Origin of the sequence: Thioalbus denitrificans (assembly GCF_003337735.1) — a bacterium.
In the GTDB taxonomy this organism is placed as follows: Bacteria; Pseudomonadota; Gammaproteobacteria; order DSM-26407; family DSM-26407; genus Thioalbus; species Thioalbus denitrificans.
This window is the reverse complement of the sequence record NZ_QPJY01000005.1, coordinates 213371-239318: the sequence shown is the minus strand read 5'-3', so window position 1 is coordinate 239318 and position 25948 is coordinate 213371. Positions and strand designations below refer to the sequence as shown.

Annotated in this window: 21 protein-coding genes and 1 riboswitch; of the genes, 8 read left to right on the top strand and 13 right to left on the bottom strand. The window is 68.3% G+C overall.

Annotated elements, in window-relative coordinates; all coding sequences use genetic code 11:
* Nucleotides 1–117: 117 nt before the first annotated feature.
* On the bottom strand, nucleotides 118–3972 hold the full coding sequence (locus DFQ59_RS12170; RefSeq protein WP_245937265.1) for a DUF3683 domain-containing protein: 3855 nt from the start codon (nucleotides 3970–3972) through the stop codon (nucleotides 118–120).
* Nucleotides 3973–4284: 312 nt separating this feature from the next.
* On the opposite strand from DFQ59_RS12170, the gene DFQ59_RS12165 reads away from it, so the two are divergent.
* Complete coding sequence (locus tag DFQ59_RS12165) at nucleotides 4285–5469, top strand: glycosyltransferase family 4 protein (protein ID WP_211314924.1); 1185 nt, start codon at nucleotides 4285–4287, stop codon at nucleotides 5467–5469.
* Nucleotides 5466–6005 (top strand): phosphatase PAP2 family protein, encoded by a 540-nt coding sequence (locus DFQ59_RS12160; protein WP_114279970.1) that lies wholly within the window; start codon nucleotides 5466–5468, stop codon nucleotides 6003–6005. The genes DFQ59_RS12165 and DFQ59_RS12160 overlap by 4 nt, the downstream gene beginning before the upstream one ends.
* Before the next feature lie 17 nt (nucleotides 6006–6022).
* On the opposite strand, the gene DFQ59_RS12155 is transcribed toward DFQ59_RS12160, so the two are convergent.
* From DFQ59_RS12155 to tkt, 11 genes are all read right to left on the bottom strand, one after another.
* Complete coding sequence (locus tag DFQ59_RS12155) at nucleotides 6023–6571, bottom strand: hypothetical protein (RefSeq protein WP_147275246.1); 549 nt, start codon at nucleotides 6569–6571, stop codon at nucleotides 6023–6025.
* A 188-nt stretch (nucleotides 6572–6759) separates the two neighbouring features.
* Nucleotides 6760–7287: a BON domain-containing protein gene (locus DFQ59_RS12150; RefSeq protein ID WP_114279968.1), complete on the bottom strand. Its 528-nt coding sequence runs from the start codon at nucleotides 7285–7287 to the stop codon at nucleotides 6760–6762.
* A 419-nt stretch (nucleotides 7288–7706) separates the two neighbouring features.
* Nucleotides 7707–7877: a DUF1328 domain-containing protein gene (locus DFQ59_RS12145; protein WP_114279967.1), complete on the bottom strand. Its 171-nt coding sequence runs from the start codon at nucleotides 7875–7877 to the stop codon at nucleotides 7707–7709.
* A gap of 83 nt (nucleotides 7878–7960) precedes the next feature.
* Complete coding sequence (locus DFQ59_RS12140) at nucleotides 7961–9316, bottom strand: sigma 54-interacting transcriptional regulator (RefSeq protein WP_114279966.1); 1356 nt, start codon at nucleotides 9314–9316, stop codon at nucleotides 7961–7963.
* Nucleotides 9313–9825: a hypothetical protein gene (locus DFQ59_RS12135; RefSeq protein ID WP_114279965.1), complete on the bottom strand. Its 513-nt coding sequence runs from the start codon at nucleotides 9823–9825 to the stop codon at nucleotides 9313–9315. The genes DFQ59_RS12140 and DFQ59_RS12135 overlap by 4 nt, the downstream gene beginning before the upstream one ends.
* A complete protein-coding gene (locus DFQ59_RS12130; RefSeq protein ID WP_114279964.1) occupies nucleotides 9815–11266 on the bottom strand; it encodes a sensor histidine kinase in 1452 nt (483 codons plus the stop codon). The genes DFQ59_RS12135 and DFQ59_RS12130 overlap by 11 nt, the downstream gene beginning before the upstream one ends.
* A 224-nt stretch (nucleotides 11267–11490) precedes the next feature.
* Nucleotides 11491–12555 carry a class II fructose-bisphosphate aldolase gene (fba, locus tag DFQ59_RS12125; RefSeq protein WP_114279963.1) on the bottom strand — a complete coding sequence of 355 codons (1065 nt, stop codon included), beginning with the start codon at nucleotides 12553–12555 and terminating at the stop codon, nucleotides 11491–11493.
* Nucleotides 12556–12619: 64 nt separating this feature from the next.
* On the bottom strand, nucleotides 12620–14074 hold the full coding sequence (gene pyk / locus DFQ59_RS12120) for a pyruvate kinase (protein WP_114279962.1): 1455 nt from the start codon (nucleotides 14072–14074) through the stop codon (nucleotides 12620–12622).
* A gap of 75 nt (nucleotides 14075–14149) precedes the next feature.
* Nucleotides 14150–15334, bottom strand: a complete 1185-nt coding sequence (locus tag DFQ59_RS12115; RefSeq protein ID WP_114279961.1) for a phosphoglycerate kinase — start codon at nucleotides 15332–15334, stop codon at nucleotides 14150–14152.
* A 137-nt stretch (nucleotides 15335–15471) separates the two neighbouring features.
* Nucleotides 15472–16470 carry a type I glyceraldehyde-3-phosphate dehydrogenase gene (gap, locus tag DFQ59_RS12110; protein ID WP_114279960.1) on the bottom strand — a complete coding sequence of 333 codons (999 nt, stop codon included), beginning with the start codon at nucleotides 16468–16470 and terminating at the stop codon, nucleotides 15472–15474.
* Nucleotides 16471–16527: 57 nt separating this feature from the next.
* Nucleotides 16528–18522: a transketolase gene (gene tkt, locus DFQ59_RS12105; RefSeq protein ID WP_114279959.1), complete on the bottom strand. Its 1995-nt coding sequence runs from the start codon at nucleotides 18520–18522 to the stop codon at nucleotides 16528–16530.
* A 478-nt stretch (nucleotides 18523–19000) separates the two neighbouring features.
* Here tkt and metK point away from each other — a divergent pair, with 478 nt between their 5' ends.
* From metK to DFQ59_RS12080, 5 genes are all read left to right on the top strand, one after another.
* Entirely contained in the window at nucleotides 19001–20161 is a 1161-nt protein-coding gene (metK, locus tag DFQ59_RS12100) for a methionine adenosyltransferase (protein WP_114279958.1), read from the top strand.
* A gap of 167 nt (nucleotides 20162–20328) precedes the next feature.
* Nucleotides 20329–20414: riboswitch (S-adenosyl-L-homocysteine riboswitch) on the top strand.
* Between the two features lie 21 nt (nucleotides 20415–20435).
* A complete protein-coding gene (gene ahcY, locus DFQ59_RS12095; protein WP_114279957.1) occupies nucleotides 20436–21851 on the top strand; it encodes an adenosylhomocysteinase in 1416 nt (471 codons plus the stop codon).
* A gap of 28 nt (nucleotides 21852–21879) precedes the next feature.
* Nucleotides 21880–22236 carry a four helix bundle protein gene (locus DFQ59_RS12090; RefSeq protein WP_114279956.1) on the top strand — a complete coding sequence of 119 codons (357 nt, stop codon included), beginning with the start codon at nucleotides 21880–21882 and terminating at the stop codon, nucleotides 22234–22236.
* On the top strand, nucleotides 22236–23102 hold the full coding sequence (metF, locus tag DFQ59_RS12085; protein WP_114279955.1) for a methylenetetrahydrofolate reductase [NAD(P)H]: 867 nt from the start codon (nucleotides 22236–22238) through the stop codon (nucleotides 23100–23102). Before DFQ59_RS12090 ends, metF begins: the two co-directional genes overlap by 1 nt.
* 173 nt (nucleotides 23103–23275) lie before the next feature.
* Nucleotides 23276–24640, top strand: a complete 1365-nt coding sequence (locus DFQ59_RS12080) for an adenosylmethionine--8-amino-7-oxononanoate transaminase (protein ID WP_114279954.1) — start codon at nucleotides 23276–23278, stop codon at nucleotides 24638–24640.
* Here the strand turns inward: DFQ59_RS12080 and DFQ59_RS19875 are convergent.
* The gene (locus tag DFQ59_RS19875; protein ID WP_170142148.1) at nucleotides 24637–25374 is read right to left on the bottom strand and encodes a SagB/ThcOx family dehydrogenase; all 738 of its coding nucleotides are present in this window, start codon (nucleotides 25372–25374) and stop codon (nucleotides 24637–24639) included. The genes DFQ59_RS12080 and DFQ59_RS19875 overlap by 4 nt on opposite strands.
* Between DFQ59_RS19875 and DFQ59_RS19870 the strand changes: the two genes are divergently transcribed.
* Nucleotides 25373–25930 carry a hypothetical protein gene (locus DFQ59_RS19870; RefSeq protein ID WP_170142147.1) on the top strand — a complete coding sequence of 186 codons (558 nt, stop codon included), beginning with the start codon at nucleotides 25373–25375 and terminating at the stop codon, nucleotides 25928–25930. The two genes, DFQ59_RS19875 and DFQ59_RS19870, sit on opposite strands and share 2 nt — an antisense overlap.
* Nucleotides 25931–25948: the final 18 nt, after the last annotated feature.

Sequence of the window (25948 nt, the reverse complement as noted above, 5' to 3'; positions counted from 1 at the left end):
ACGCACTCACGCACTCACGCACTCACGCACTCACGCACTCACGCACTCACGCACTCACGCACTCACGCATTCACGCACTCACGCATTCACGCACTAACGCACTAACGCACTCACGTCTCAGAGCAGGACCCGCTCGATGCCGCCGTCCTTCACCTGGTCCACGAAGCGCTTCTGCCAATCGGCGCCGAGAAGCCGGTTGGCCATCTCCACCACGATGTAGTCGGTCTCCACGCCCGTCTCCTCGCGGTAGCGATCCAGGCCCTGCTGGCAGGCGGGACAGGAGGTGAGCATCTTCACCTCGCCCTTGCGGGCCTGGTCGTGGCCGGTGTACTGGCGCACCCCCTTCCGGATCTCCTCCTGCTTGCGGAACCGCACCTGGGTGGCGATGTCCGGGCGGGAGATGGCGAAGGTGCCGGCCTCGCCGCAGCAGCGGTCGGACAGCCGCACCTCCTGGCCCATGAGCTTCGCCGCCACCTGGGTGGGGCTGTAGGTTTTCATGGGGGTGTGGCACGGGTCGTGGTAGAGGTACTGCACCCCGTCCACGCCCTCCAGCGCCCGGCCCTTCTCCATCAGGTACTCGTGGATGTCCAGCAGCCGGCAGCCGGGGAAGATCTGCTCGAACTGGTAGGTGAGCAGCTGGTCCATGCAGGTGCCGCAGGAGACGATGACGGTCTTGATGTCGAGGTAGTTGAGGGTGTTGGCCACGCGATGGAACAGCACCCGGTTGTCGGTGGAGATCTGCTGGCCGCGGGCCTCGTTGCCGGAAGCGGCCTGCGGGTAGCCGCAGCAGAGGTAGCCCGGCGGCAGCACCGTCTGCACGCCCACGTCGTAGAGCATGGCCAGCGTCGCCAGCCCGATCTGGCTGAACAGCCGCTCGGAGCCGCAGCCGGGGAAGTAGAAGACCGCCTCGGACTCGTCGGTCACCCGCTGCGGATCGCGCAGTATGGGCACGGTCTTGGCGTCCTCCACCCCCAGCAGGCCGCGCATGGTCTGGGTGGGCAGCCCCGCCGGCATGGGCTTCTTCATGAAGTGCACCACCTGGGCGGGAATGGCGGTGCGTCCGGTGGTGCCGGCCGGGCGCGATTCGCCGGCGGCGGGCCGGAAGCGGCGGTAGACGCCGTGGGCCAGCCGCTGGGCGCCGTAGCCCCACTCGATGAGCGCCTTGCGCATCACCTTGATGGTGGCCGGGTCGGTGACGTTCAGGAACGCCATGGACATCCAAGTGCCGGGGTTGAGGCGCTTCTTGCCCTGGGCGCGCAGGATGCCGCGCATCTTCACCGTCACGTCGCCGAAATCGATGTTCACCGGGCAGGGGTTGAGGCAGCGGTGACAGACCGTGCAGTGGTCGGCCACGTCGTTCATCTCGGCGAAGTGGCGCACGGAGATGCCGCGCCGGGTCTGCTCCTCGTAGAGGAACGCCTCGATGATGAGCCCGGTGGCGAGAATCTTGTTGCGCGGCGAGTAGAGCAGGTTGGCCCGCGGCACGTGGGTGGTGCAGACCGGCTTGCACTTGCCGCAGCGCAGGCAGTCCTTGATGTCGTTGTTGAGATTGCCCAGGGCGCTCGCCTCGAGAATCAGCGCCTCCTGCTCCACCAAGCGCAGCGACGGGGTGTAGGCCTTCTCCAGCCCCGAGCCGGGCATCAGCTTGCCGCGGTTGAAGCGCCCCTCCGGGTCGACCCGCCGCTTGTACTCGGCGAAGGCCTCGACCGTCCCGGCGTCCAGGTACTGCATCTTGGTCAGGCCGATGCCGTGCTCGCCGGAGATGACCCCGCCCAGGCTGCGCGCCAGGGCCATGACCCGGTCCACGATGCGGTCGGCCTCGCGCAGCATCCCGTAGTCGTTGGAGTTGACCGGGATGTTGGTGTGGACGTTGCCGTCGCCGGCATGCATGTGGGTGGCCACGAACAGCCGGCCGGTGCGGATGCCGGCGTGGATGGCGTCGAACCTGCGGCAGACCGGCTCGAGCATGCGCCCGGTGAAGATCTCCTTCAGCGGCCGCTCGACGCCGCGGCGGTAGGAGATGCGCACATCGCGCCGCTGCAGCAGGTCGAACAGGGTGTCGCCGGGCTGCACCCGCTCCCGCTCCGCCTCGGTGAGCAGATCGGGATTGTCGGCCGCCGGGGCGTCGAGCCGCTCCAGCAGGGCGCGCCAGCGGTCGCGCACCCGCTCCAGCAGGTCCACCGCGGCCTCCTTCTTGGCCGCCACGATGGCGTCGTTCTCGGCGCTCTCCTCGAGGCCGGGCAGCTGGCGCAGCTCGGGCATGTCCCCGCCCAGGTAGCCGAGCACGCCATCGATCATCTTCAGCTTGTTGCGGGTCGACTGCTCGATGTTGATGCGCTCGATGCCGTCGTTGTACTCGGAGAGGCGATCCAGCGGGATCACCACGTCCTCGTTGATCTTGAAGGCGTTGGTGTGGGCGGCGATGGCGGCGGTCCGCGACCGGTCGGCCCAGAACCGGGCGCGCGCCTCCGGGCTGACGGCCACGAAGCCCTCGCCGTCGCGGGCGTTGCACAGGCGCACGATATGGGAGGCCGCATCGGCCACCCCGTCCTCGTCCTCGGAGGAGATGTCCGCCAGCAGCACCATCTTGGGCAGCTCCGGCCGCGGCGCCTTGGTGCTGTACTTCACCGCCCGCACATAGCGCTCGTCGAGATGCTCCAGGCCGGTGAGGTGCACGTCCGGCAGGCTGTCGAGGTACTCCTTCACCTCCACGATGGCCGGCACGGCGTTCTTCAGGTTGGCGCCGAAGAACTCCAGGCAGACGGTGCGCAGGTGTTTCGGCTGCCGGTGCAGGATGAAGACCGCGGAGGTGATGAGGCCGTCGCAGCCCTCCTTCTGGATACCGGGCAGCCCGCCCAGGAACTTGTTGGTGACGTCCTTGCCCAGCCCGCGGTGGCGGAACTCGCTGCCCGGGATGCGCAGGATTTCCGGCTCGCCCACCAGCGTCCGGCCGTCGGCGGCGAAGCGGGTGACGCGGAACTCCGCCGTCGCCTGGTCGTGGATCTTGCCCAGGTTGTGGTTGAGCCGCTCCACCTCGAGCCACTGGGCGTCGGGGGTGACCATGCGCCAGGAGGCCAGGTTGTCCAGGGTGGTGCCCCACATGACCGCCTTCTTGCCGCCGGCGTTCATGGCGATGTTGCCGCCGATGGTGGAGGCGTCCTGGGAGGTGGGATCCACGGCGAAGATGTAGCCGTGGGCGGTGGCCAGCTCGGAGACCCGCCGGGTCACCACGCCCGCCTCCACCCGGACGGTGGGCACGGGCTCGGCCACGCCGAACAGCCGGTTGAGGGTCACCTCGCCGATGCCCTCCAGCTTCTCGGTGTTCACCACCGCCGTGTCGGCGTGCAGGGGCACGGCGCTGCCGGTGTAGCCGGTGCCGCCGCCGCGGGGGATGATGGTGAGCCCGAGCTCGATGCAGGCCTCCACCACCTTCAGGGTCTCGGCCTCCGAGTCGGGCGAAAGCACCACGAAGGGATACTCCACGCGCCAGTCGGTGGCGTCGGTGACGTGGGAAACCCGGGCCAGGCCGTCGAAGCCGATATTGTCCTTGCGGGTCACCCGGCTGAGACGCCGGAAGGCGCGCCGGCGCAGCTCCACCCGGCGCTCCTGCTCACCCTCGAAGGCGCGGATGGCCTCGCGGGCCCGCTCCGCCAGCCGCAGGGCCAGCTGGTTGCCTTCGGCCCGGGCCACGATCTGGTCCAGGCGGTGGTGCAGGGCATGCACCAGGGACTGCCAGCGCTTGGGGTTCTCCAGCAGGTCGTCCTGGATGTAGGGGTTGCGGGTGATGACCCACATGTCCCCCAGCACCTCGAACAGCATGCGCGCCGAACGGCCGGTGCGGCGCTGTCCGCGCAGCTCGTTGAGGACGTCCCACATATCCTCCCCGAGGAAGCGGATGACGATCTCGCGGTCGGAGAAGGAGGTGTAGTTGTACGGGATTTCGCGAATGCGCGCGACGCTGTCCGGGCTCATGGAGGTCATAGAAAATACTGATGTGCTGCAAAGCAGCGATCCTACCACAGGGACCGGCGGCCGCTTCCATGAAAATTCTCCGGTAGGCCCACAGATTTCAGCCGGGATCCTTCCTTTCCGGGTCGACGGCTCAAACGCCGCAGGGCGACCGGGCATTGGCCATTATCGGTCCACAACGCCCCGCACGCACCCGCAGCCGCTGTCACACGGCTGTCGCACAGGCTTCACGAGCCGGTCACGCCGGGCGCCCAGAATCGCCCCATGGACGCCTCTGCCCTCATCCCCGGCACGGCCGTGGAGGCCGCGCCCCGTCTGCGCGTCGCCATCGTGACCGAAACCTATCCCCCCGAGGTCAATGGCGTGGCCATGACCGTCGCCAGACTGGTCGGCGGACTGCTGGAGCGGGGTCACCAGGTGGACCTGGTCCGCCCGAGCCAGCAGCGCGGCAACCGCCCCGCGGCGGACACGAACCTGCGCGAGCTGCTCACGCCCGGGCTCGGCATCCCCGGCTACCCCGGCCTGCGCTTCGGCATCCCCGTGCGCCGGGCACTGACGGAGCGCTGGCGCGAAACGCCCGTGGACGTGGTGCACGTGGACACGGAGGGTCCGCTGGGCTGGTCGGCGCTCGCAGCGGCGCGGCGCCTGGCGCTGCCAGCGGTCACCAGTTTCCACACCAATTTCCACCAGTACAGCGCCCACTACGGACTCGGCCTGTTGCAGCGGCCCGTGGGCGGCTACCTGCGCCGCTTCCATGGCCGTGCCCGCTGCACCCTGGTGCCCACCCGGGAGCTGGCGGGAGAGCTCGCCGGCCACGGCTTTCGTCACCTGGAGGTGCTGGGGCGGGGGGTCGACACCCGGCTGTTCCATCCCGGGCACCGGAGCGAGGCGCTGCGGCGCAGCTGGGGCGTGCGCGGCCGCGACCTGGTGGCGCTCTACGTCGGCAGGCTGGCGCCGGAGAAGAACCTGGAAGTGGCGGTGCGCTGGTTCCATGCCATGCGTTCGGCCAACCGGCGGGTCCGCCTGGTGATGGTGGGCGACGGACCGCTCCGGGAGCGGCTCGCCGCCGAGCACCCGGAGATCGTCTTCTGCGGCATGCGCGGCGGTGAGGATCTCGCCGCCCACTACGCGTCGTCCGACCTGTTCCTGTTCCCGAGCCTGACCGAAACCTTCGGCAACGTGGTGCTGGAGGCCATGGCCAGCGGCCTCCCGGTGGTGGCCTATCACACCGCGGCGGCCCGCGAGTACGTCATCCACCAGTGGTCGGGGCTGCTGGCCGCACCCGGGGAGGAGCAGGCACTGGCCCGGGCCGCGGCGACGCTGGCCCGGGATCCGGCGCGGGTCCGGCGCCTTGGCGCCCGGGCCCGGTTCGGGGTGCAGAAAGCCGACTGGCAGCAGATCCATGAGCGGTTCGAGGCCCTGCTGCTGCGCCAGGTGCACGACCATGCGACCCCTGGCGCCTACCGTGCAACCCAGGCTCCGACAGGAGGTGACTCATGACCACCCAGGCCGTGCTGCAACGGCTCACCGCCCGTGAGCTGCCCCTGTGCCGCCGCATCAACCGGCTGAGCCGGCGGCGGTCCGTGGAACGGTTCTTCGCCCGTGTCAGCCGGCTGGGCGACGGCGTGTTCTGGTATCTCCTGATGCTGCTGCTGCCGGTCGTGCATGGTCCCGCCGCCTGGGAAACGGTGGCGGAGATGGCATTGACGGGCGTGATCAACCTGGCCATCTATCGCCGGCTCAAGGGCACCACCCTGCGCCAGCGGCCGTTCCGGATGGACGCCGGCATCCACCTCGGCGCCCCGCCCCTGGACGCCTACAGCTTCCCTTCCGGCCACACCATGCATGCCGTGGGATTCAGTACCGTGCTCGTGACCCAGATCCCGGCCCTGGGCTGGCTGGTCATCCCCTTCGCGGTGCTGGTCGCACTGTCACGGGTCATTCTCGGCCTGCACTACCCGTCCGACGTGGCCGCCGGGGCGCTGTTGGGCACTGTCACCGCAATCGCCGTGGGCATGCTCGGACCCTTTATCTAACGGTCATTGTCCAACGGTCATTGTCCAACGGTCATTCCATGCCCGCCGGGTGCTGTCCCGGCGACGACCCGGCTGGCCGCGGGATTCGACTGCGCCGCGCGCCGGCGGCGCCGCAACACAGCCGCCTGGACCCGGTTCACCAGCACCGCCAGTCCCAGCAGCAGGACACCGATGCCGAGCAGAAGGGCCAGTGCGTAGAGCAGATACCGGCCCAGGTCCACGGGGCTGTAGCGGACCACCATGATCAGCCCCTCCAGGGTCAGCGCGATGCCCACGACGCTGACGAAGCGGGTGAAGATTCTCCGCACCAGCACGCCGAGCCGGTCGCTGCCGGCGGCGAAGGAGGCCACCCTGACGATCCCCATCCCCAGGGCGAGTTCGAAGGTGGCCAGGGCGATGAAGGCGTTGTTCATGGCGCCGATGATTACCCCGACCAGCTCCCGCCCCATGCGGGGGTCCAGGACGCGGACCAGTTCAATCGCCGTCAGCGACGCCAGGGCGCTGGAGGCCAGCAGCAACAGGATCGAGAGCACCACGGCCAACGCCACCTGTCTCCGACCAGTCATGAACGCTTCTCCATGGAATGTCCTGCCGCGGATAAAAAAATCGCCCGCCATCCGGTAAGGGGCACCCCGGGGGCGGGCGACGCGGCCGGAACCTCTCGGAACACGGCCGTTACCACCGCGGGGCCACTGTCTGCCGGACCTGCCCCACGTCAGGGAGCGCTGAATGGCCAGCGGCTCCCGAAAGGCGTCTATTCCTTGACGAGCAGGTCGTTCTCGACCTCCCTGACGCCCTTCACACTGGCGGCGACCTGCCCGGCCTTGTGGGCCTGGCCGGGTTCATCGACCCAGCCGGAGAGCTGCACGACGCCGTCCCGTGTCTCCACACCGATATCCAGGCCGCCCAGGAGATCCTCCTTGAGCAGCACCGCCTTGACCTTGGTGGTGAGCCAGGCGTCGTCGATGTATTCCCCGGCACTGATCCGGTCCTGCAGGGAGCGCGCCTTGACATACTCCCCGGCGCCCAGCAACCCGTTGTCGTCCAGGTCCGCATTGCGGAACGCGCGCTCGTCGTAGCCCCGGGCGGTGAACTCGGCCAGCGTCAGGGCGCCGTCGCCATTGCTGTCCTGGTCCCTGAATTCGGCGGCCGGTGCGGGGGTGGCGGTCTGCGGCCCGGCGCCCTGCTGGCTCGCCTTGGCGGGATTCCAGACCAGGCCCAGGGCAACCACCAGGGCGCCCACCAGGGAAGTCACGGGGAGTTGGTGCGGGTATCGCTTCACGGTGTCCTCCTTGGTCTTCTCCGGTACGGGCGCCTGCCTGCCCCACTGTCATTGCAGGCCTTGTGCCACTTTCCGGAACAGTCCGACAATCAGCCACTTGTGCAGGCCGCCGGCCTTGCGACCGGATTCCCGGAGCACCCGCATCCGCCAGGCTGTCACCATTTCCCGACACTCTGGGGCCTGTTTCCACAAGGCATTGTTTTACCGGCCGTTAATTGTCGCCGATTGGCGACGTCCGCCAGGGCGCTGACCGCAACGCCAGGACTGGCAGGCGTTTCCGGACGCAACGGGGGGTGGCCGCCGTGCGCGTCCCGTTCCTCCCGGGCGCGCGGCGCGGCAGGACCGGTGTGGCGCGCGGGTCCGCGCCGGCGCCGCCGGGGCGCGGACCGTGAAGGCCATCCCGGGAAAACGGCGAGGTGTCAACGGACCGGCGGTGTGCGCCCCTGGACCAGGAAGGCCAGGAAGAGAATGAATCCCAGCAGGAAGACCATGCGGGAGAACAGGGCCAGGGTACCGGTCGCAAGCCCTCCGAAACCCAGCAGAGCGGCCAGGATGGCGACCACCAGCGCGGTGATGGACCAGCAGAACATGGAAAGCTCCTCGCAACAGATTCCCGTCCGGCCGGCGGACAGGCGCCGGGTTTCAAGGAGCAAGAAGCGTTCCAGCCAGTGCGCTAACCGCCGCCCTTGAACAGGTCCGGGGAGAGCTGGTGGCGTTTCAGCAGCCGGTAGAATTCGGTCCGGTTGCGCCCGGCGAGGCGGGCGGCCGCCGTTACCTGGCCGCGGGTGAGCTTGAGCAGGGCGACGAGATAGTCACGCTCGAAGCGGTTCTTGGCCTCGGCGAAGGAGGGGATCTCCCCCGGCCGATCGCGCAGGGCCCGGCTGACGAGATGGGCGGAGACCAGGGGCGTGGTGGACAGGGCGCAGCACTGCTCCACCACGTTGATGAGCTGGCGCACGTTGCCCGGCCAGTCGTAGGAGACCAGCATCTCCACGGCCTCGGGCGTGAAGCCGTTGACGGGCCGGCCGTGTTCCTCCCCCAGGCGGGCGAGGAAATGCCGCGCCAGCAGGGGGATGTCCTCGCGCCGCTCGCGCAGGGGCGGCAGGGCCAGGTGCACCACGTTCAGCCGGTAGTAGAGATCCTCGCGGAAGGTGCCCTCGGCGATGCCGGCCTCGAGGTCGCGATGGGTCGCGGAGATGACGCGCACGTCCACGGCCACCGCGCGGGTCGCCCCCACCGGACGGACCTCCCGCTCCTGCAGCACCCGCAGCAGCTTCGCCTGCAGGGTCAGGGGCATGTCGCCGATCTCGTCCAGGAACAGGGTGCCGCCCGAGGCCTCCTGCAACAGCCCCCGGTGGGCCGCCACCGCCCCGGTGAAGGCGCCCCTGGCATGGCCGAAGAGCTCCGATTCCAGCAACGGCTCCGGGATGGCGGCGCAGTTGAGGGCCACGAACGGCCCCTCCCTGCGGGCGCTGGCGCGGTGCACGGCCCGGGCCAGCACCTCCTTGCCGGTGCCGGACTCGCCCCGGATGAGCACGCTGGCGGCACTCTGCGCCACCAGCCGGGCCTCCGACAGCAGCGCCTCCATGCGCGGGCTGGCGGTGATGATCTCGGCGCGCCAGGCCTCGTCGCCGGCGCCCTCCTCGGGCGCGGCCTCGGCTCCCAGGGCCATGGCCCGCTCCAGCAGCGCCGTCAGCTCCCTGGCCTCCACCGGCTTGGTGAGGTAGCCGAACACTCCCCGCCGGGTCGCCTCCACCGCGTCGGGTATGGTGCCGTGGGCGGTGAGGATGATGACCGGCAGGGCGGGATCCCGGGCGTGAATCTCGTCGAACAGGGCCATGCCGTCCATGCCCGACATGCGCAGGTCGGTCAGCACCGCCCGCGGGCGCTCCACGGCAAGGTAGGCGAGCGCCTCCTCGCCGCTGGCGCAGGTGGCGACGCGGTAGCCCTCGGACTCCAGGCGCAGGGTGAGCAGCCGCAGCAGACCCGGGTCGTCGTCCACCAGCAGCAGGAAACGTCCCGTGCTCATGGCGTGCCGGCCGGGGCGCTCCGGCCCCGCTGCTGCAGTTCCAGTTCGAGGGACTTGATCTGCTCGATCTTCTGGCTCAGCTCGGCGGACTTGCGGCGCTCCTCGGCCAGCGCCTGCTCGAGCCGTATGTTGCGCTCCAGCAGTCGCACCAGCTGACGGGTGCCGGCGTTTTTCAGCACCCCGTCGAGACCCTTGAGCTGCTCCTGCGCCCGGGCCAGCGCGGCGGGGGTGGCGCCGGGCCGGGAGAGCAGCCAGGCACGCTTGATGCGCGCCGCGGCGCTCCGCTCGGATTCCGCCTCGAGGCGCCGCAGCTGCGCCGGGTCCGGCTGCCCCCGGCGCTCGACCTCGGCCATGTAGTCGGTCAGCTGGCCCGGCGCGATCCAGGTATCCTGCAGGCGCAGGGAACTCCCCTCCCCGCCGTCCACGAGCGTCGGGGCGAGTTCCTGCAGGCCGGCGCAGCCCTGCAGCAGCAGGAGCAGCACCGGGATCACCAGCGCCTCAAACCTCATCACGTCTACCTGATTGCAGTGGAAGGATCACCTGGAAACCGGCGCCTTCGGTCGTCTCCTCCAGCAGGGACACCCGACCGCCGTGGGCCTCAACATACTCCCGGACGATGGCCAGACCAAGCCCGGTGCCCTGCACCGAACCCGGAGGCTGGATGACGCCCTGGTGGAAGGGTTCGAAGATATGCTCACGGTCCGCGGCCGCCACCCCGGGCCCCTGGTCCCGGAGGGTGATGACGGCCTCTCCGCCCTCGGTTCGGGCCTGGACACCAATGATACCCCCGGCGGGGCTGAAACGGACGGCGTTGCCGATCAGGTTCTCGAACACGGTCTCGAGCTTGCCCCGGTCACCCCGGACCCGGAGCTCGCCCAGGTCGGTCTCGATCCGTATGCGCCGCGCGCGCAGGGCGAGATCGTGCTTGTGCACCGCCGCCTCCACCAGTTCGGGGAGCGGGCACCACTCCGGCAGGCGCAGCTCGCCCGCCTGGACCGCGCGATTGTAGCGCAGCAGGTCCTCGATGCGCCGCTGCAGCACGATGGCGTTCTCGCGCATGATGCAGGCGATCTCCTCCTGCTGCGCGGAGAGCTCCCCGCCCACCCGGTCGGAGAGCAGTTCCACGCCCTCGCGCAGCGCGGCCAGGGGCGTCTTGAGCTCGTGGGAGACGTGACGGAGAAAGCGCTGCTTCTGCGCCTCAAGCTCGACCAGGCGCAGGCGCAGCCAGTCCACCTGCTCGCCCAGGAAGGCCAGGTCGCGGGGACCGTTCACCACCGGTCCCGGCTCCAGATCATGCTCTCCCAGCCGGCGGATGGCCCGCGCCAGCTGGCGCACGGGACGGTTGATGAGCCAGGAGAAGAGCCCCACCAGGAACAGCGACAGGGGCGCAATCGTGGCTCCCTGCCACAGCAGGACCCGTTGCACGTCCGCCGCCCGGGCCGAGAGCGCCCCCACGCGTCCGTCGATGGCCGCATTGCCCGCGGCCATCATCTCCGTGACCGCCCCGTGCAGCTCATCGAATGCCGGTTCGAAGCGCGCGAACCCCCCCTCGCCCGGCCCCGCGCCGAGATCGTCGTAGAGTGACCGCTCCAGGGTTCCGATCCGTTCCAGCAGCACCCGCGCCGGGGGTTCCCAGGACATCCCGTCCAGGCTCGACAGGATGGCGCCGAACTCCCCGTGCACACCGGCCAGCGCCTCCTTCAGGGCGGGGTCCTCGAGCACGTAGAGCTGTCCGGCGGAACGCTCCAGGGCCAGGGCGAGCTCCGCCAGCCGCCGGGTGCCGCGGGTGACCTCCACGGTCGCCTCCACCGCCTGCCGCCCTTCGCGGACCATCCGGTCGAGGAGCAGCCCGGTGTTCACCACGCCCCCCAGGAGAGGCAGCGCGACGAGGGTGAAACCCACCAGCAGGAGCGAGGTGAAGGAGCGTGGATACTGGAATCTGAGGGTCATGACGGGCAACCCCTGAAGTTGCACAACCTGTCGGAATGCCGCGCGTAGGCGCACCCTCGAATTCTACTGCATGGTTTTGGATCCGGTTCCTGGCGGAGGCGGAGGTATCCCAGACCCAAGCGGCTTCACGCTGCGGATCCAGTCACGGGTTGCCGCCCAGGACGGAAAAAAAGGGCGGCCCGCAGGCCGCCCCTTCGTTCCACGCCTCAGCGTTCCGGAGCCGCTCAGTTGACCTTGGGGTCGAGCTCGCCCTTCTCGTAGCGCCTGGACATGTCCTCGAGGTTGATGGCCTTGATCTTCGAGGCGTTGCCGGCGGTGCCGAAGACCTCGTAGCGGGCCTTGCAGATCTCCTTCATGGCCTTGGTGGCGGCGATGAGGAACTTGCGCGGATCGAACTCCTTCGGATTCTCCGCCAGGAACTTGCGGATGGCGCCGGTGGAGGCCATGCGCAGGTCGGTGTCGATGTTCACCTTGCGCACGCCGTGCTTGATGCCCTCGGCGATCTCCTCCACGGGCACGCCGTAGGTCTCGCCCATGTCACCGCCATACTCGTTGATGATCTTGAGCCACTCCTGGGGCACCGAGGAGGAGCCGTGCATCACCAGGTGGGTGTTGGGGATGCGGTTATGGATTTCCTTGATGCGCTCGATGGCGAGAATGTCGCCGGTCGGGGGCCGGGTGAACTTGTAGGCGCCGTGGGAGGTGCCGATGGCGATGGCGAGCGCATCCACGCCGGTCTGCTTGACGAAGTCGGCGGCCTCCTCGGGGTCGGTGAGCAGCTGGCTGTGATCCAGCTTGCCCTCGGCGCCGATGCCGTCCTCTTCGCCGGCCATGCCGGTCTCCAGGGAGCCCAGGCAGCCCAGCTCGCCCTCCACCGAGACGCCGCAGGCATGGGCCATCTCGACGGTGCGGCGGGTGACATCCACGTTGTACTCGTAGCTGGTGGGCGTCTTGCCGTCGGTGCCGAGGGAGCCGTCCATCATCACCGAGGAGAAGCCCAGCTGGATGGAGCGCTGGCACACCGCCGGGGAGGTGCCGTGATCCTGGTGCATGCAGATCGGGATGTCCGGCCACTGCTCGATGGCGGAGATGATCAGGTTGCGCAGGAAGGCGGAGCCGGCGTACTTGCGGGCGCCGGCGGAGGCCTGCACGATCACCGGGCTGTCGGTCTCGGCCGCCGCCTCCATGATGGCGTGCATCTGCTCCATGTTGTTGACGTTGAAAGCCGGCACGCCGTAGCCGTGCTCGGCGGCGTGGTCCAGCATTTGGCGCAGGGAAATCAGGGCCATGATGACCTCCTTATTGTGAGCTGTCGTGTCGTACTGCTAGCGGTTCGGAATTATCTGCTGCGTCTCAGTCGCTGCCCATGCCGGGCTCCACCAGCTGCCCCACCTTCACCACCTTCATGGCGTTGGTTCCGCCGTGGACGCCGGCCAGGTCACCCTTGGTGATGATCACCAGGTCGCCCTCGCGGACGACGCCCCGGCGCAGCAGCTCGTCGATGACCTCCTTGTTCACACGGGCGTGATCCGTGTGGGTCACGTCGAACTCCACCGGGTAGACACCCCGGTAGAGGGTCACCTTGCCGCGGGTGCCCGGGCTGCGGGAAAAGGCGTAGATGGGGATGCCGGAACTGATGCGTGACATCCACAGGGGCGTGGCCCCGGACTCGGTCAGGGCGACGATGGCCTTCACACCGAGATGGTTGGCGGTGTACATGGCCGCCATGGCGATGGCCTCGTCCACCCGGTTGAACTGCTGATCGATGCGGTGGCCCGAGACGCGGATGGAGCGCTGGCGCTCGGCCCCGCGGCAGACCCGGTCCATGGCCGCCACCGCCTTGTGCGGGTACTTGCCCACCGCCGTCTCGGCGGAGAGCATCACCGCGTCGGTGCCGTCGAGCACCGCGTTGGCCACGTCCAGCACCTCCGCACGGGTGGGGATGGGGCTCTGGATCATCGATTCCATCATCTGGGTGGCCGTGATCACCACCCGGTCCATGGTGCGGGCCATGCTGATGAGGCGCTTCTGCACCCCGGGCAGCTCGGCGTCGCCGATCTCCACGCCCAGGTCGCCGCGGGCCACCATGATGGCGTCGGTGGCCTCCAGGATCTCGTCGATGGCGTCCATGGCCTCGGCGCGCTCGATCTTGGCCACGATGCCGCCGGTGCCCCCGGCGGCGCGCAGCAGCTCCCGCGCCTCGTTGATATCGGCGGCGTTGCGCACGAAGGAGAGCGCCACGTAGTCGGCCTGGAGCTGGGCGGCCACCTTCATGTCCGCCCGATCCTTGTCGGTGAGCGGCCCGGCGGACAGCCCGCCGCCCTGGCGGTTGATCCCCTTGTTGTTGGAGAGGTCTCCGCCCACCTCCACCTTGCAGATGATGCGCGGGCCCTCGACCTCCTCGACCCAGAGCAGCACGCGGCCGTCGTCGAGGACCAGGGTGTCGCCCCGCTTCACGTCGCCGGGCAGGTCCTTGTAGGTGATGCCCACCGCCTCCGCGGTGCCGTCGTTGACGGGCAGCTCGGCATCGAGCACGAACCGCGCGCCCTCCTCCAGGGTCACGGGACCCTCGCGGAAGCGCTCGATGCGGATCTTGGGACCCTGGAGGTCCACCAGCACGCCCACCTCGCGCCCGTAGGCACGGGCGCGGTTGCGCACCACCTCGGCCCGGCGCAGGTGCTCCTCGGGGGCGCCGTGGGAGAAGTTGATGCGCACCACGTCGAGCCCCGCCTCGATCATGCGGTCGAGGACCTTGGGGTCGTCGGTGGCGGGCCCGAGGGTGGCCACTATCTTGGTTCGTCTGAGCATAATCAGTCGGGCGTGGAGTCTGAGTTGTGAAGGGGGTCAATCCCTAGACGCACCTCAACCTTCACACCGCTCTCCTTACTGGTTGCGGGCCCGTTCCTCGAGCATCGCCACGGCGGGCAGGGTCTTGCCTTCCAGGAACTCGAGGAAAGCGCCGCCGGCGGTGGAAATGTACGAGACCTTGTCGTAGATGTCGTACTTCTGGATGGCGGCGATGGTGTCGCCCCCGCCGGCCAGGGAGAAGCCGGGCGCATTGGCGATGGCCATGGACACGGTCCGGGTACCCTCGCCGAACTGGTCGAACTCGAACACCCCCACCGGGCCGTTCCAGACGATGGTGCCGGCCTTGCCGATGATCTCGGCCAGCTCGGCGGCGGACTTCGGGCCGATATCGAAGATCATGTCGTCGTCGGCCACCTGGTCGGCGTCCTTGGTGACCGCCGGCTCGTTCTCGTCGAACTTCTTTCCGCACACCACGTCCACCGCGATGGGGATGGTGGCGCCGCGGGCGGTCATCTTCTCCATGAGCGCCTGGGCGGTGGGCACCAGGTCGCTCTCGCACAGCGACTTGCCCACGTTGTGGCCGGCGGCCTTGAGGAAGGTGTTGGCGATGCCGCCGCCCACCACCAGCTGGTCCACCTTCTCGGACAGGGCCTCCAGCACGGTGAGCTTGGTGGAGACCTTGGAGCCGCCGACGATGGCCACCATGGGCCGGGCCGGGTTGGCCAGGGCCTTGTTCAGGGCGTCCAGCTCCTCGGCCAGCAGCAGGCCGGCCGCCGCCACGGGGGCGAACTTGCCCACGCCGTGGGTGGAGGCCTGCGCGCGGTGGGCGGTGCCGAAGGCGTCCATCACGAACACGTCGCAGAGGGCGGCGTACTGCTTCGCCAGCTCCTCGTTGTCCTTCTTCTCGCCCTTGTTGAAGCGCACGTTCTCCAGCAGCACCAGCTCACCGTCGGCAAGCTGCGGCGCGTTGTCGAGGTAGTCCTGCACCAGCCGCACCTCCTTGCCCATCAGGCCGGAGAGGTAGTCGGCGACCGGCTTGAGGGAGTTCTCCTCGCTGTAGACACCCTCCTCGGGGCGGCCGAGATGGGACATCACCAGCACCTTGGCGCCGGCCTTCAGGCAATGCTCGAAGGTGGGCATGGAAGCCTTGATGCGGGCATCCGAGGTCACCTTGCCGTCCTTCACGGGGACGTTGAGGTCGGAACGGATGAGGACGCGCTTGCCGGCCAGGTCGAGGTCGGTGAGTTTGGTGAAAGACATGGGGAACTCCTTCGTCATTCGAAGTTGCAGTATTCAGTTCTGAGTCCTGCGCGGCGGATCCCGCACCCAACACTCAGAACTGGACACTCGGGACCGAAAAGGGGCGGGGCGGCCGCCGGCCGCCCCGCCCCCGCGACTTACTTCGCGACGTGCTGCACCAGGCGCAGCATGTTGCAGGTGTAGCCGTACTCGTTGTCGTACCAGGAGACCACCTTGACGAAGGTGCCGTCCAGGGCGATGCCGGCCTCGGCGTCGAAGGTCGAGGGCGCGGAGTTGCCGCGGAAGTCGGTGGAGACCACCTTCTCCTCGGTGTAGCCCAGCACGCCCTTCAGCTCGCCCTCGGATGCCGCCTTCATGGCCGCGCAGATGGCGTCGTAGGAGGCGTCGCTGTTCAGCTCGACGGTGAGGTCCACCACGGAGACGTCGGAGGTGGGCACGCGGAAGGCCATGCCGGTCAGCTTGCCGTTCAGGTCGGGCAGCACCTTGCCCACGGCCTTGGCCGCGCCGGTGGAGGACGGGATGATGTTCTCCAGGATGCCGCGGCCGCCGCGCCAGTCCTTCATGGACGGACCGTCGACGGTCTTCTGGGTGGCGGTGGCGGCGTGGACGGTGGTCATCAGGCCGCGCTTGATGCCGAACTTGTCGTGCAGCACCTTGGCCACCGGGGCCAGGCAGTTGGTGGTGCAGGAGGCGGCGGAGACGATGGCCTGGCCGGCATAGGTCGCGTGGTTCACGCCGTAGACGAACATGGGGGTGGCGTCCTTGGACGGCGCGCTCTGCACGACCTTCTTGGCACCCGCGTCGATGTGCTTCTGGCAGGTCTCCTCGGTGAGGAAGAAACCGGTGCACTCGATCACGAGCTCGGCGCCGATCTCGCCCCACTTCAGGTTGGCGGGATCCCGCTCGGCGGTCAGACGGATGGTCTTGCCGTTGACGATCAGGTTGTTGCCGTCGACGGAAACATCGCCCTTGAAGCGGCCGTGCACCGAGTCGTACTTCAGCATGTAGGCCAGGTACTCGGCGTCGAGCAGGTCGTTGATGCCGACCACTTCGATGTCATTGAACTCCTGGGCGATGGCGCGGAAGGCCATGCGGCCGATGCGGCCAAAACCATTGATACCGACCTTGATAGTCATGATTCTTTCTCCGTCAGGTTACTCAGGCAGTAAAAATCCTTGCGGGGAGCGGGATCCTCAGAGGACCTCCTCGACAGACTTCACCACGTTCTCCACGGTGAAGCCGAACTCCTTGAACAGCTGGCCGGCGGGAGCCGACTCGCCGAAGCGGTCGATACCCACCACGCGCCCCTGCAGGCCCACGTACTTGTACCAGGCGGCGGTGACACCGGCCTCCACCGCCACGCGGGCGGTGACGGCGGCGGGCAGGACGGATTCGCGGTAGGCGGCGTCCTGGGCCTCGAACACCTCGACGCAGGGCATGGACACGACGCGCACCTTGCGGCCCTTTTCGGCCAGTGCATCGGCGGCTCCCACCGCCAGCTCCACCTCGGAGCCCGTGGCGATGATAATGGCATCGGGAGTGCCGTCACAGTCCTTGAGCACATAACCACCGCGCGCGAGCTCCGCCAGCTGCGCGTCGCTGCGATCCATGTGCTTGAGATTCTGGCGCGAGAAGATCAGGCAGGTGGGGCCCGACTTGCGCTCCACGGCCGCCTTCCAGGCCACCGCCGATTCCACCGCGTCGCAGGGACGCCAGGTGTGCATGTTGGGAATCAGCCGCAGGGTGGAGATCTGCTCGACGGGCTGGTGGGTGGGTCCGTCCTCGCCCAGGCCGATGGAGTCGTGGGTGTAGACGAACAGGCTCTGCACCTTCATCAGCGCCGCCATGCGCAGGGCGTTGCGGGCATACTCGGAGAACATCAGGAAGGTGCCGCCGAAGGGGATGAACCCGCCGTGCAGGGCGATGCCGTTCATGATGGCGGACATGCCGAACTCGCGCACGCCGTAGGAGAGGTAGTTGCCGTCGGCCACCGTGTTGCTGATGACCTTCGCCTCCTTCCAGTTGGTCAGGTTGGAGGGGGTCAGGTCGGCCGAGCCGCCCAGGAACTCGGGCAGCACCGCGGCGAAGGCGTTGATGGTGTTCTGGGAGGCCTTGCGCGAGGCGATGGTCTCGCCCTTGCCGGCCACTTCGCGGACAAAACCCTCGCTGTGCTCGGCCCAGTTGGCGGGCAGCTCCCCGGCCATGCGGCGCTCGAGCTCGGCGGCGAGCTCCGGGTACTCGGCCCGGTAGGCGGCGAGCTTCTCGTTCCAGTGGTTCTCGGCCTCGCTCCCCTTGTCGCGGGCGTTCCAGCCGGCGTAGATATCCTCGGGGATGTCGAACGGCTGGTGGTGCCAGCCCAGGTTCTCGCGGGTGGCGACGATTTCGTCGTCGCCCAGCGGGGCGCCGTGGCAGTCGTGGCTGCCGCACAGGTTCGGGGCGCCGAAGCCGATCACCGTCTTGCAGCAGACGAGGGTGGGCTTGTCGTTGACCGAGCGCGCCTCGTGGACCGCCTTGGCGATGGCCTCGGCGTCGTGGCCGTCCACGCCGCGCACCACGTGCCAGCCGTAGGCCTCGAAGCGCTTGGCGACATCCTCGGTGAACCAGCCGTCGGTGTGGCCGTCGATGCTGATGCCGTTGTCGTCCCAGAAGGCGATGAGCTTGCCCAGGCCCAGGGTGCCGGCCAGCGAGCAGGCCTCGTGGGAGATGCCCTCCATCATGCAGCCGTCACCCAGGAACACGTAGGTGTAGTGGTCGATGATGTGGTGGCCGGGGCGGTTGAACTGGCCGGCCAGGGTGCGCTCGGCCAGCGCCATGCCCACGGCATTGGTGATGCCCTGGCCCAGGGGACCGGTGGTGGTCTCCACGCCCGGCGCATAGCCGTACTCGGGGTGGCCCGGGGTGCGCGAGTGCAGCTGGCGGAAATTCTTGAGGTCCTCCATGGACAGGTCGTACCCGGCCAGGTGCAGGAGGGAGTAGAGCAGCATGGAGCCGTGCCCGTTGGAGAGCACGAAGCGGTCGCGGTCCACCCACTTGGGGTTGGCGGGGTTGTGCTTGAGGAAGTCGTTCCACAGCACCTCGGCGATGTCCGCCATTCCCATGGGCGCGCCCGGGTGACCGGACTTCGCCTTCTGCACCGCGTCCATGCTCAGGGCACGGACGGCATTGGCAAGTTCTCTGCGCGAGGGCATCTATGGCCTCCTTGTAGTCTCAAGTCTCGAACTGAATTCGGGGAGCGGGGGACCGCACCGTGGCCGGCATGTTAACAGGACCGGACGGTGGTCGCGTCGAGGATCCGATGCGGTCGTCGGACGCTGTTCATGGCCCGACCGGATTGTTGCATTGCAACAGCCGCGCGAATGGCTATAATTTGACTGGCGCGGCGTCCGTGATTCTTCCCCACCCCATGACCGTGCCTGCGTAACCCCGCCACAGACCGGCTCCATAAGTAGCTCGTTATTCTCCACTACGCTACCGCCATCGGCAATCAAACGTCTTTATGGCTTTCACCCCCCCGGCTGATGGCCGCCCATATCCCATGGATGAAATACGCGGCCCATCGGGCTAAAATCCGACACTTTGACACTCGGCGGCGCTCCCGCCGCCGTTCGCGGCCACCCCCGGGACGCTACCGGGGCCACATGCAATGCCTGGAGGCAACCGGGTTCCATGCTCAAGAACTACCTCTTTACCTCCGAGTCGGTCTCGGAAGGCCATCCCGACAAGATCGCCGACCAGATCTCCGATGCAGTGCTCGACGCGCTCCTCGAGCGGGACAAGCGCGCCCGCGTGGCCTGCGAAACCCTCATCAAGACCGGGGGGGTGATTGTCGCCGGCGAGATCACCACCTCCGCCTGGGTCGACCTCGACGAGGTGGTTCGCGGCGTCATCTGCGATATCGGCTACACCAGCTCGGATGTGGGCTTCGACGGCCACACCTGCGCGGTGATGTCCCTCATCGGCAAGCAGTCCGGCGACATCGCCATGGGCGTGGACCGCACCAGCCCCGAGGAGCAGGGCGCCGGCGACCAGGGGCTGATGTTCGGCTACGCCACCAACGAGACCGACGTGCTGATGCCCGCGCCCATCACCTACGCCCACCGGCTGGTCCAGCGCCAGGCGGAGATGCGCAAGCACGGCGTGCTGCAGTGGCTGCGCCCCGACGCCAAGAGCCAGGTGACCTTCCGCTACGAGGACGGCCGTCCGGCCGGCATCGAGGCGGTGGTGCTCTCCACCCAGCACGACCCGGACGTCTCCCAGAAGGACATCCGCGAGGCGGTGATGGAGAACATCATCCTCCCCACCCTGCCCGAGGAGTGGCTGGACAGGAACACCAAGTACCACATCAATCCCACCGGCCAGTTCATCATCGGCGGCCCGGTGGGCGACTGTGGCCTGACGGGGCGCAAGATCATCGTCGACACCTACGGCGGCATGGCCCGCCACGGCGGCGGCGCCTTCTCCGGCAAGGACCCCTCCAAGGTGGACCGCTCGGCAGCCTACGCCGGCCGCTACGTGGCGAAGAACATCGTCGCCGCGGGGCTGGCCGAGCGCTGCGAGATCCAGGTCTCCTACGCCATCGGCGTGGCCGAGCCCACCTCCATCAGCATCGACACCTTCGGCACCGGCAGGCTGCCCGAGGAGAGGCTGGTGGCGCTGGTGCGCGAGCACTTCGACCTGCGCCCCTACGGCATCGTCAAGATGCTGGATCTGATCCGGCCCATCTACCGCAGCACCGCCGCCTACGGCCACTTCGGCCGCGAGGAGGAGGCGTACACCTGGGAGCGCACCGACAAGGCCGAGATGCTGCGCGAGGCGGCCGGGATTTAGGAGAAAAGGCTTCAACGCCAAGGCGCAAAGACGCAAAGACGCAAAGACACGAAGAGTAGGATGGGCAAAGGAGCGTAGCGACGTGCCCATCACCAGAGGCGCGCTGATGGGCACGCTGCGCTTTGCCCATCCTACGAACCAACTGAAGCACCAGGCTTCACATCCCCCCCGCCGAGGGGCGCTGCAGCGGGCCGTCCGGCCCGTCAGGCTCGGCAGGGCTGCGGTTTCCACGACGCAACGGCGCTCACTTTCAGACTCCGGGAGAGTGAGAACTATGAACGCTGTCATCGACCCCTCGTTCAACGACTTCAAGGTGGCCGAGCCGGCGCTGGCCGACTGGGGGCGCAAGGAGATCGCCATCGCCGAGACGGAGATGCCCGGCCTGATGGCCCTGCGCGCCAAGTACGCCGCCGAGCAGCCCCTCAAGGGCGCCCGCATCGCCGGCAGCCTGCACATGACCATCCAGACCGCCGTGCTCATCGAGACCCTGACGGCGCTGGGCGCCGAGGTGCGCTGGGCCTCGTGCAACATCTTCTCCACCCAGGATCACGCCGCCGCGGCCATCGCCGCCTCCGGCGTGCCGGTCTACGCCTACAAGGGCGAGAGCCTGGAGGAGTACTGGGAGTACACCCACCGGATCATGGAGTGGGCCGACGGCGGCACCCCCAACATGATCCTGGACGACGGCGGCGACGCCACCCTGCTGGTGATCCTCGGCGCCAAGGCCGAGCAGGACGCCTCGGTGCTGGACCACCCCGGCAGCGAGGAGGAGCGGGTGCTCTACGCCGCCATCCGCCGGCGCCTGGAGAGCCAGCCCGGCTACTACGCCGAGCGCAAGGCGGCCATCCGCGGCGTCACCGAGGAGACCACCACCGGCGTCCACCGCCTCTACCAGATGGAGAAGCGCGGCGAGCTGCCCTTCCCCGCCATCAACGTCAACGACTCGGTCACCAAGAGCAAGTTCGACAACCTCTACGGCTGCCGCGAGTCGCTGGTGGACGGCATCAAGCGCGCCACCGACGTGATGATCGCCGGCAAGATCGCCCTGGTGCTGGGCTACGGCGACGTGGGCAAGGGCTGTGCCCAGTCCCTGCGCGGCCTCGGCGCCACCGTCTGGGTCACCGAGATCGATCCCATCTGCGCCCTGCAGGCGGCCATGGAGGGCTACCGCGTGGTGACCATGGACGAGGCATGCTCCCAGGCGGACATCTTCGTCACCGCCACCGGCAACTTCCACGTCATCACCCACGACCACATGGTGCAGATGAAGGACCAGGCCATCGTCTGCAACATCGGCCACTTCGACAACGAGATCGACGTGGCGGGGCTCGAGCAGTACGAGTGGGAGAACATCAAGCCGCAGGTGGACCACGTCATCTTCCCCTCCGGCCGCCGCATCATCCTGCTGGCCGAGGGCCGGCTGGTGAACCTGGGCTGCGCCACCGGCCACCCCAGCTTCGTCATGTCCAACTCCTTCACCAACCAGACCCTGGCGCAGATGGAGCTGTGGACCCGCGGCGATCAGTACGAGCGACGCGTCTACACCCTGCCCAAGCACCTGGACGAGGAGGTGGCGCGGTTGCACCTGCAGAAGATCGGCGCGAAGCTCACCACCCTCACCGAGGAGCAGGCCGACTACATCGGCGTGCCGGCGGAAGGCCCCTACAAGCCCGACCACTACCGGTACTGAGTGAGGGGTGAGGCGAAAGGGGTGAAGGGTGAGGCGTAAACATCACGACCTCCGGGCGTGGCGGTCCGCCATGGCTCTGGTCGGCGATGTCTACCGGCTCACCGCCTCGTTTCCCGCCTCCGAGCAGTTCGGCCTGACATCACAACTACGCCGCGCTGCCGTCTCCGTCCCCTCCAATATCGCCGAGGGAGCCGCCCGCCTGACCCGGAAAGAGTTCCTGCACTTTGCCGGGATGGCCCGCGGCTCCCTCAGCGAGCTGGAGACTCAACTGCTGATTGCCCATGATCTAGGCTTTATCTCAGAGAATGAAGACCTGTCCGCGCAGCTCGACGAGCTGTTCGGCCTCCTGGGCGGCCTGATCAACTCCCTGCGAGACAAGAACTGATGACCACCTCACCCCTCACGCCTTACCCCTCACCCACCTTCAGCTTCGAGTTCTTTCCGCCCAAGACCGACGAGGGCAGGGAGAAGCTGCGGGGGGTGCGCGAGCGGCTCGCGCGGCTGGACCCCGCCTACTTCTCGGTCACCTTTGGCGCCGGCGGCAGCACCCAGGCGGGCACCCTGGAGGCGGTGCTGGAGATCCAGGCGGCCGGCAACGACGCCGCCCCCCACCTCTCCTGCATCGGCACCGACCGGGGCTTCGTCCGCGAGCTGCTCACGACCTACCGCAGCCACGGCATCCGCCGCATCGTCGCCCTGCGCGGCGACCTGCCCTCGGGCAGCCGCGGGGCCGGCGAGTTCCGCTACGCCAACGAGCTGGTGGCCTTCATCCGCGAAGAGACCGGCGACTGGTTCCACATCGAGGTGGCCGCCTACCCCGAGTTCCATCCCCAGGCGGCCAGCGCCCGTGCGGACCTGGAGAACTTCGCCCGCAAGGTGAAGGCCGGCGCCGACGCGGCCATCACCCAGTACTTCTACAACCCCGACGCCTACTTCCGCTTCCTGGAGGACGTGCGCGCCCTGGGCGTGGAGGCGCCGGTGGTGCCGGGCATCATGCCCATCACCAACTACAGCCAGCTGGCGCGCTTCTCCGACGCCTGCGGCGCCGAGATCCCGCGCTGGATCCGCAAGCGCCTGGAGTCCTTCGGCGACGACCGCGACGCCATCGTCGCCTTCGGCGAGGAGGTGGTCACAAGGCTGTGCGAGAAGCTGCTCGCCGGCGGCGCCCCGGGCCTGCACTTCTACACCATGAACCGCGCCGAGCCGACGCTGGCCCTGTGGCGCAACCTGGGGCTTCCGGGGAGTGAATGAATGAAAAACCGTTCACCACGAAGACACGAAGAGCACGAAGATTTCTAGGGGTTCTGCGAGGTAGAGTGTTACCTCGCTGTCAGGTGCAGACGACAACCCAACAGCCCTGTCTCGTTCTTCACTTCGTGCCCTTCGTGTCTTCGTGGTGAAATCTTTTGACTCTTTGGTGACCAATGAAAAACCGAAACATCGTCGAGCGGGATCTGCGGGTGGTGTGGCATCCCTGCACGCAGATGAAGGACCACGAGACGCTGCCGCTGATTCCCGTCCGCCGCGGCGAGGGGGTGTGGCTGGAGGATTTCGAGGGCAACCGCTACCTGGACGCGGTGAGCTCCTGGTGGGTGAACCTCTTCGGCCACGCCAACCCGCGCATCAACGCCGCGGTCGCCGAGCAGATCGGACAGCTGGAGCACGTCATCCTGGCCGGCTTCACCCACGAGCCGGTGGTGCGTCTCTCCGAGCGGCTGGTGCAGATCACCCCCGCCGGGCTCGACCACTGCTTCTACGCCGACAACGGCTCATCGGCCATCGAGGTGGCGCTGAAGATGAGCTACCACTACTGGCGCAACTCGGGCCGGCCGGAGAAGACCCGCTTCATCAACCTCTCCAACAGCTACCACGGCGAGACCCTGGGGGCGCTGGCGGTGGGGGATGTCTCCCTCTACAAGGAGACCTACGAGCCGCTGCTGCTGAAACCCTTCACGGTCCCCGCCCCCGACTGCTTCGACCGCGAGCCGGGCGAGAGCTGCGCCGAGGTGGCCCGGCGCATGTTCGTCCACATGGAGGAGGCGCTGGAGCGCCACGCCCACGAGACCTGCGCGGTGATCGTGGAGCCCCTGGTGCAGTGCGCCGGCTCCATGCGCATGTACGACCCGGTCTACCTCACCCTGCTGCGGGAGGCCTGCGACCGGCACGGAGTGCATCTCATCGCCGACGAGATCGCCGTGGGCTTCGGGCGCACGGGGACGCTGTTCGCCTGCGAGCAGGCGGGCATCAGCCCCGATTTCATGTGCCTGTCCAAGGGGCTCACCGCCGGCTATCTGCCCCTGGCGGCCACCCTGACCACCGGCGAGGTCTACCAGGCCTTCTACGACGACTACGAGCGGATGACCGCCTTCCTCCACTCCCACAGCTTCACCGGCAACCCCCTCGGCTGCGCCGCCGCGCTGGCCACCCTCGACATCTTCGACTCGGAACCGGTGCTGGAGCGCAACCGCACCCTGGCCGCGCGCATGACCGCCGCCACCGCCCACCTGGCCGACCACCCCCACGTGGCCGACGTGCGCCAGACCGGCATGATCCTGGCCATGGAGATGGTGCGCGACAAGACGACCCGCGCCCCCTACCCCTGGCAGGAGCGGCGCGGCCTCAGGGTCTACCGCCACGCGCTGTCCCGCGGCGCCCTGCTGCGCCCGCTGGGCAGCGTGGTCTACATGATGCCGCCCTACGTGATCACGGAGGAGCAGATCGATTTCCTCGCCGAAGTGGCGGCGGAGGGAATCGACATCGCCACGGGGGGCGGAGGCCGAGTCGGCTAGCGGCGGTTGCCGACGAGGTTGAGGTAGACGACCTTCTGTCCCTCGCCCAGGCCGAGCAGCCTGCCCATGGCCTCCGCCGAGAAGCCGCCGATGGCGCCGACGCCGAGCCCCAGGGAGGTGGCCTGGAGATAGATGTTCTGGCTGATGTGCCCGGCCTCCAGCAGGGTGGACTTCAGGGCCGACGCCTCGTCATACTTCTCCGCCACCCGGGCGGGAGTGGCCACGAACAGGATGACCGCGCCGGCGGTGTAGACCCAGCGCTGGCCGAGGGCCGCCTCGTGGATGGCGTCGCGGAAGCGCCCGGCGCGGTACAGAACCAGGCGATGGCCGACCGGCTCGTAGCGATAGACGCCGCACTCGAGCCCGAAGACATTGTTGGGCTGGACGTAGAGATCGACGGGATAGGTCCCGCCGGCCGAAGGCGCGGCCCGCATGCCCCGATCGGGATCGGTGATGCCCTGCGCCGACCACAAAATCTGGGACAGGTCCTGGAGGCCGAGGGGCTCGGGGCTGTAGTATCTGACCGTGCGCCGCGCCGCGATGACCTCCTCCAGGGGCGCGCCGCGGAAGGCGGGCTCCGGCAGCTCCACCACCGCGGGCGGTTCCGTGCCGCAGGCCTCGACTCCGGCGGCCGCGGCCAGCGGCATCATGGACAGCAACAGCGACAACAGCAGCGCCGGGGACCACCAGCGGTCCGTACCGGCGGCGGGAAAAACGTTTGGCTTATCCGGCATGAAACCCATCTCCGATTCCCCTGAAAACCAGCCTCCCCGCCGTTCGCGCCTCCCCGCCGCCGCGGCGTTCGCCGTCCTGCTGCTCCTGCTCAGCGGCGCCGGGGTGGGCCAGGAAGTGACGCGGTACCATTTTACCGCCACCCGGGGCTGCGTCGACTGCCATTTCGACGACAAGCGGCTGGGAAAGGACTTCCGCCTCTCCCGGACCCTGGCCCGCTGGGCCAGCGAGGGCGTCCCCGATGAACTGCTCGAGTACGCGCAGAAGGCCGCCCCCGCGGGCGTGAAGCTCACCGGTCGCCATCCGGACGTGAATGAAAAGCTGCGCGATGCCGTCATCCCCGATGTCTGCATCCAGTGCCACGCCGAGAACAGCGACCGCGCACCCGAGTTCAAGCGCCTCATCCATCTGTTAAAGTACCAGCGCTCGCGGCCGGGGCGGGGCAACCACTTCCACTCCGTGTACGGCGGCTACTGCGTCTACTGCCACCAGCTGGAGCCGGAGACCGGACGCTGGAGGATCAAGTCCGGCCTGGAGCTCGACACCCCGCCGCCGTGAATCCGCCCGCGTCCGGGT

What these genes read in the sequence shown, in the direction of transcription:
- DFQ59_RS19870 (WP_170142147.1), top strand. Translation starts at nt 25,373, where the DNA reads ATGAAACCCATCTCCGATTCCCCTGAAAACCAGCCTCCCCGCCGTTCG.
- gap (WP_114279960.1), bottom strand. Translation starts at nt 16,470, where the DNA reads ATGACTATCAAGGTCGGTATCAATGGTTTTGGCCGCATCGGCCGCATG.
- metK (WP_114279958.1), top strand. Translation starts at nt 19,001, where the DNA reads ATGCTCAAGAACTACCTCTTTACCTCCGAGTCGGTCTCGGAAGGCCAT.
- metF (WP_114279955.1), top strand. Translation starts at nt 22,236, where the DNA reads ATGACCACCTCACCCCTCACGCCTTACCCCTCACCCACCTTCAGCTTC.
- DFQ59_RS12145 (WP_114279967.1), bottom strand. Translation starts at nt 7,877, where the DNA reads ATGTTCTGCTGGTCCATCACCGCGCTGGTGGTCGCCATCCTGGCCGCT.
- pyk (WP_114279962.1), bottom strand. Translation starts at nt 14,074, where the DNA reads ATGCTCAGACGAACCAAGATAGTGGCCACCCTCGGGCCCGCCACCGAC.
- DFQ59_RS12155 (WP_147275246.1), bottom strand. Translation starts at nt 6,571, where the DNA reads ATGACTGGTCGGAGACAGGTGGCGTTGGCCGTGGTGCTCTCGATCCTG.
- DFQ59_RS12170 (WP_245937265.1), bottom strand. Translation starts at nt 3,972, where the DNA reads ATGAGCCCGGACAGCGTCGCGCGCATTCGCGAAATCCCGTACAACTAC.
- DFQ59_RS12130 (WP_114279964.1), bottom strand. Translation starts at nt 11,266, where the DNA reads ATGACCCTCAGATTCCAGTATCCACGCTCCTTCACCTCGCTCCTGCTG.
- DFQ59_RS19875 (WP_170142148.1), bottom strand. Translation starts at nt 25,374, where the DNA reads ATGCCGGATAAGCCAAACGTTTTTCCCGCCGCCGGTACGGACCGCTGG.
- DFQ59_RS12140 (WP_114279966.1), bottom strand. Translation starts at nt 9,316, where the DNA reads ATGAGCACGGGACGTTTCCTGCTGCTGGTGGACGACGACCCGGGTCTG.
- DFQ59_RS12160 (WP_114279970.1), top strand. Translation starts at nt 5,466, where the DNA reads ATGACCACCCAGGCCGTGCTGCAACGGCTCACCGCCCGTGAGCTGCCC.
- ahcY (WP_114279957.1), top strand. Translation starts at nt 20,436, where the DNA reads ATGAACGCTGTCATCGACCCCTCGTTCAACGACTTCAAGGTGGCCGAG.
- tkt (WP_114279959.1), bottom strand. Translation starts at nt 18,522, where the DNA reads ATGCCCTCGCGCAGAGAACTTGCCAATGCCGTCCGTGCCCTGAGCATG.
- DFQ59_RS12115 (WP_114279961.1), bottom strand. Translation starts at nt 15,334, where the DNA reads ATGTCTTTCACCAAACTCACCGACCTCGACCTGGCCGGCAAGCGCGTC.
- DFQ59_RS12080 (WP_114279954.1), top strand. Translation starts at nt 23,276, where the DNA reads ATGAAAAACCGAAACATCGTCGAGCGGGATCTGCGGGTGGTGTGGCAT.
- DFQ59_RS12135 (WP_114279965.1), bottom strand. Translation starts at nt 9,825, where the DNA reads ATGAGGTTTGAGGCGCTGGTGATCCCGGTGCTGCTCCTGCTGCTGCAG.
- fba (WP_114279963.1), bottom strand. Translation starts at nt 12,555, where the DNA reads ATGGCCCTGATTTCCCTGCGCCAAATGCTGGACCACGCCGCCGAGCAC.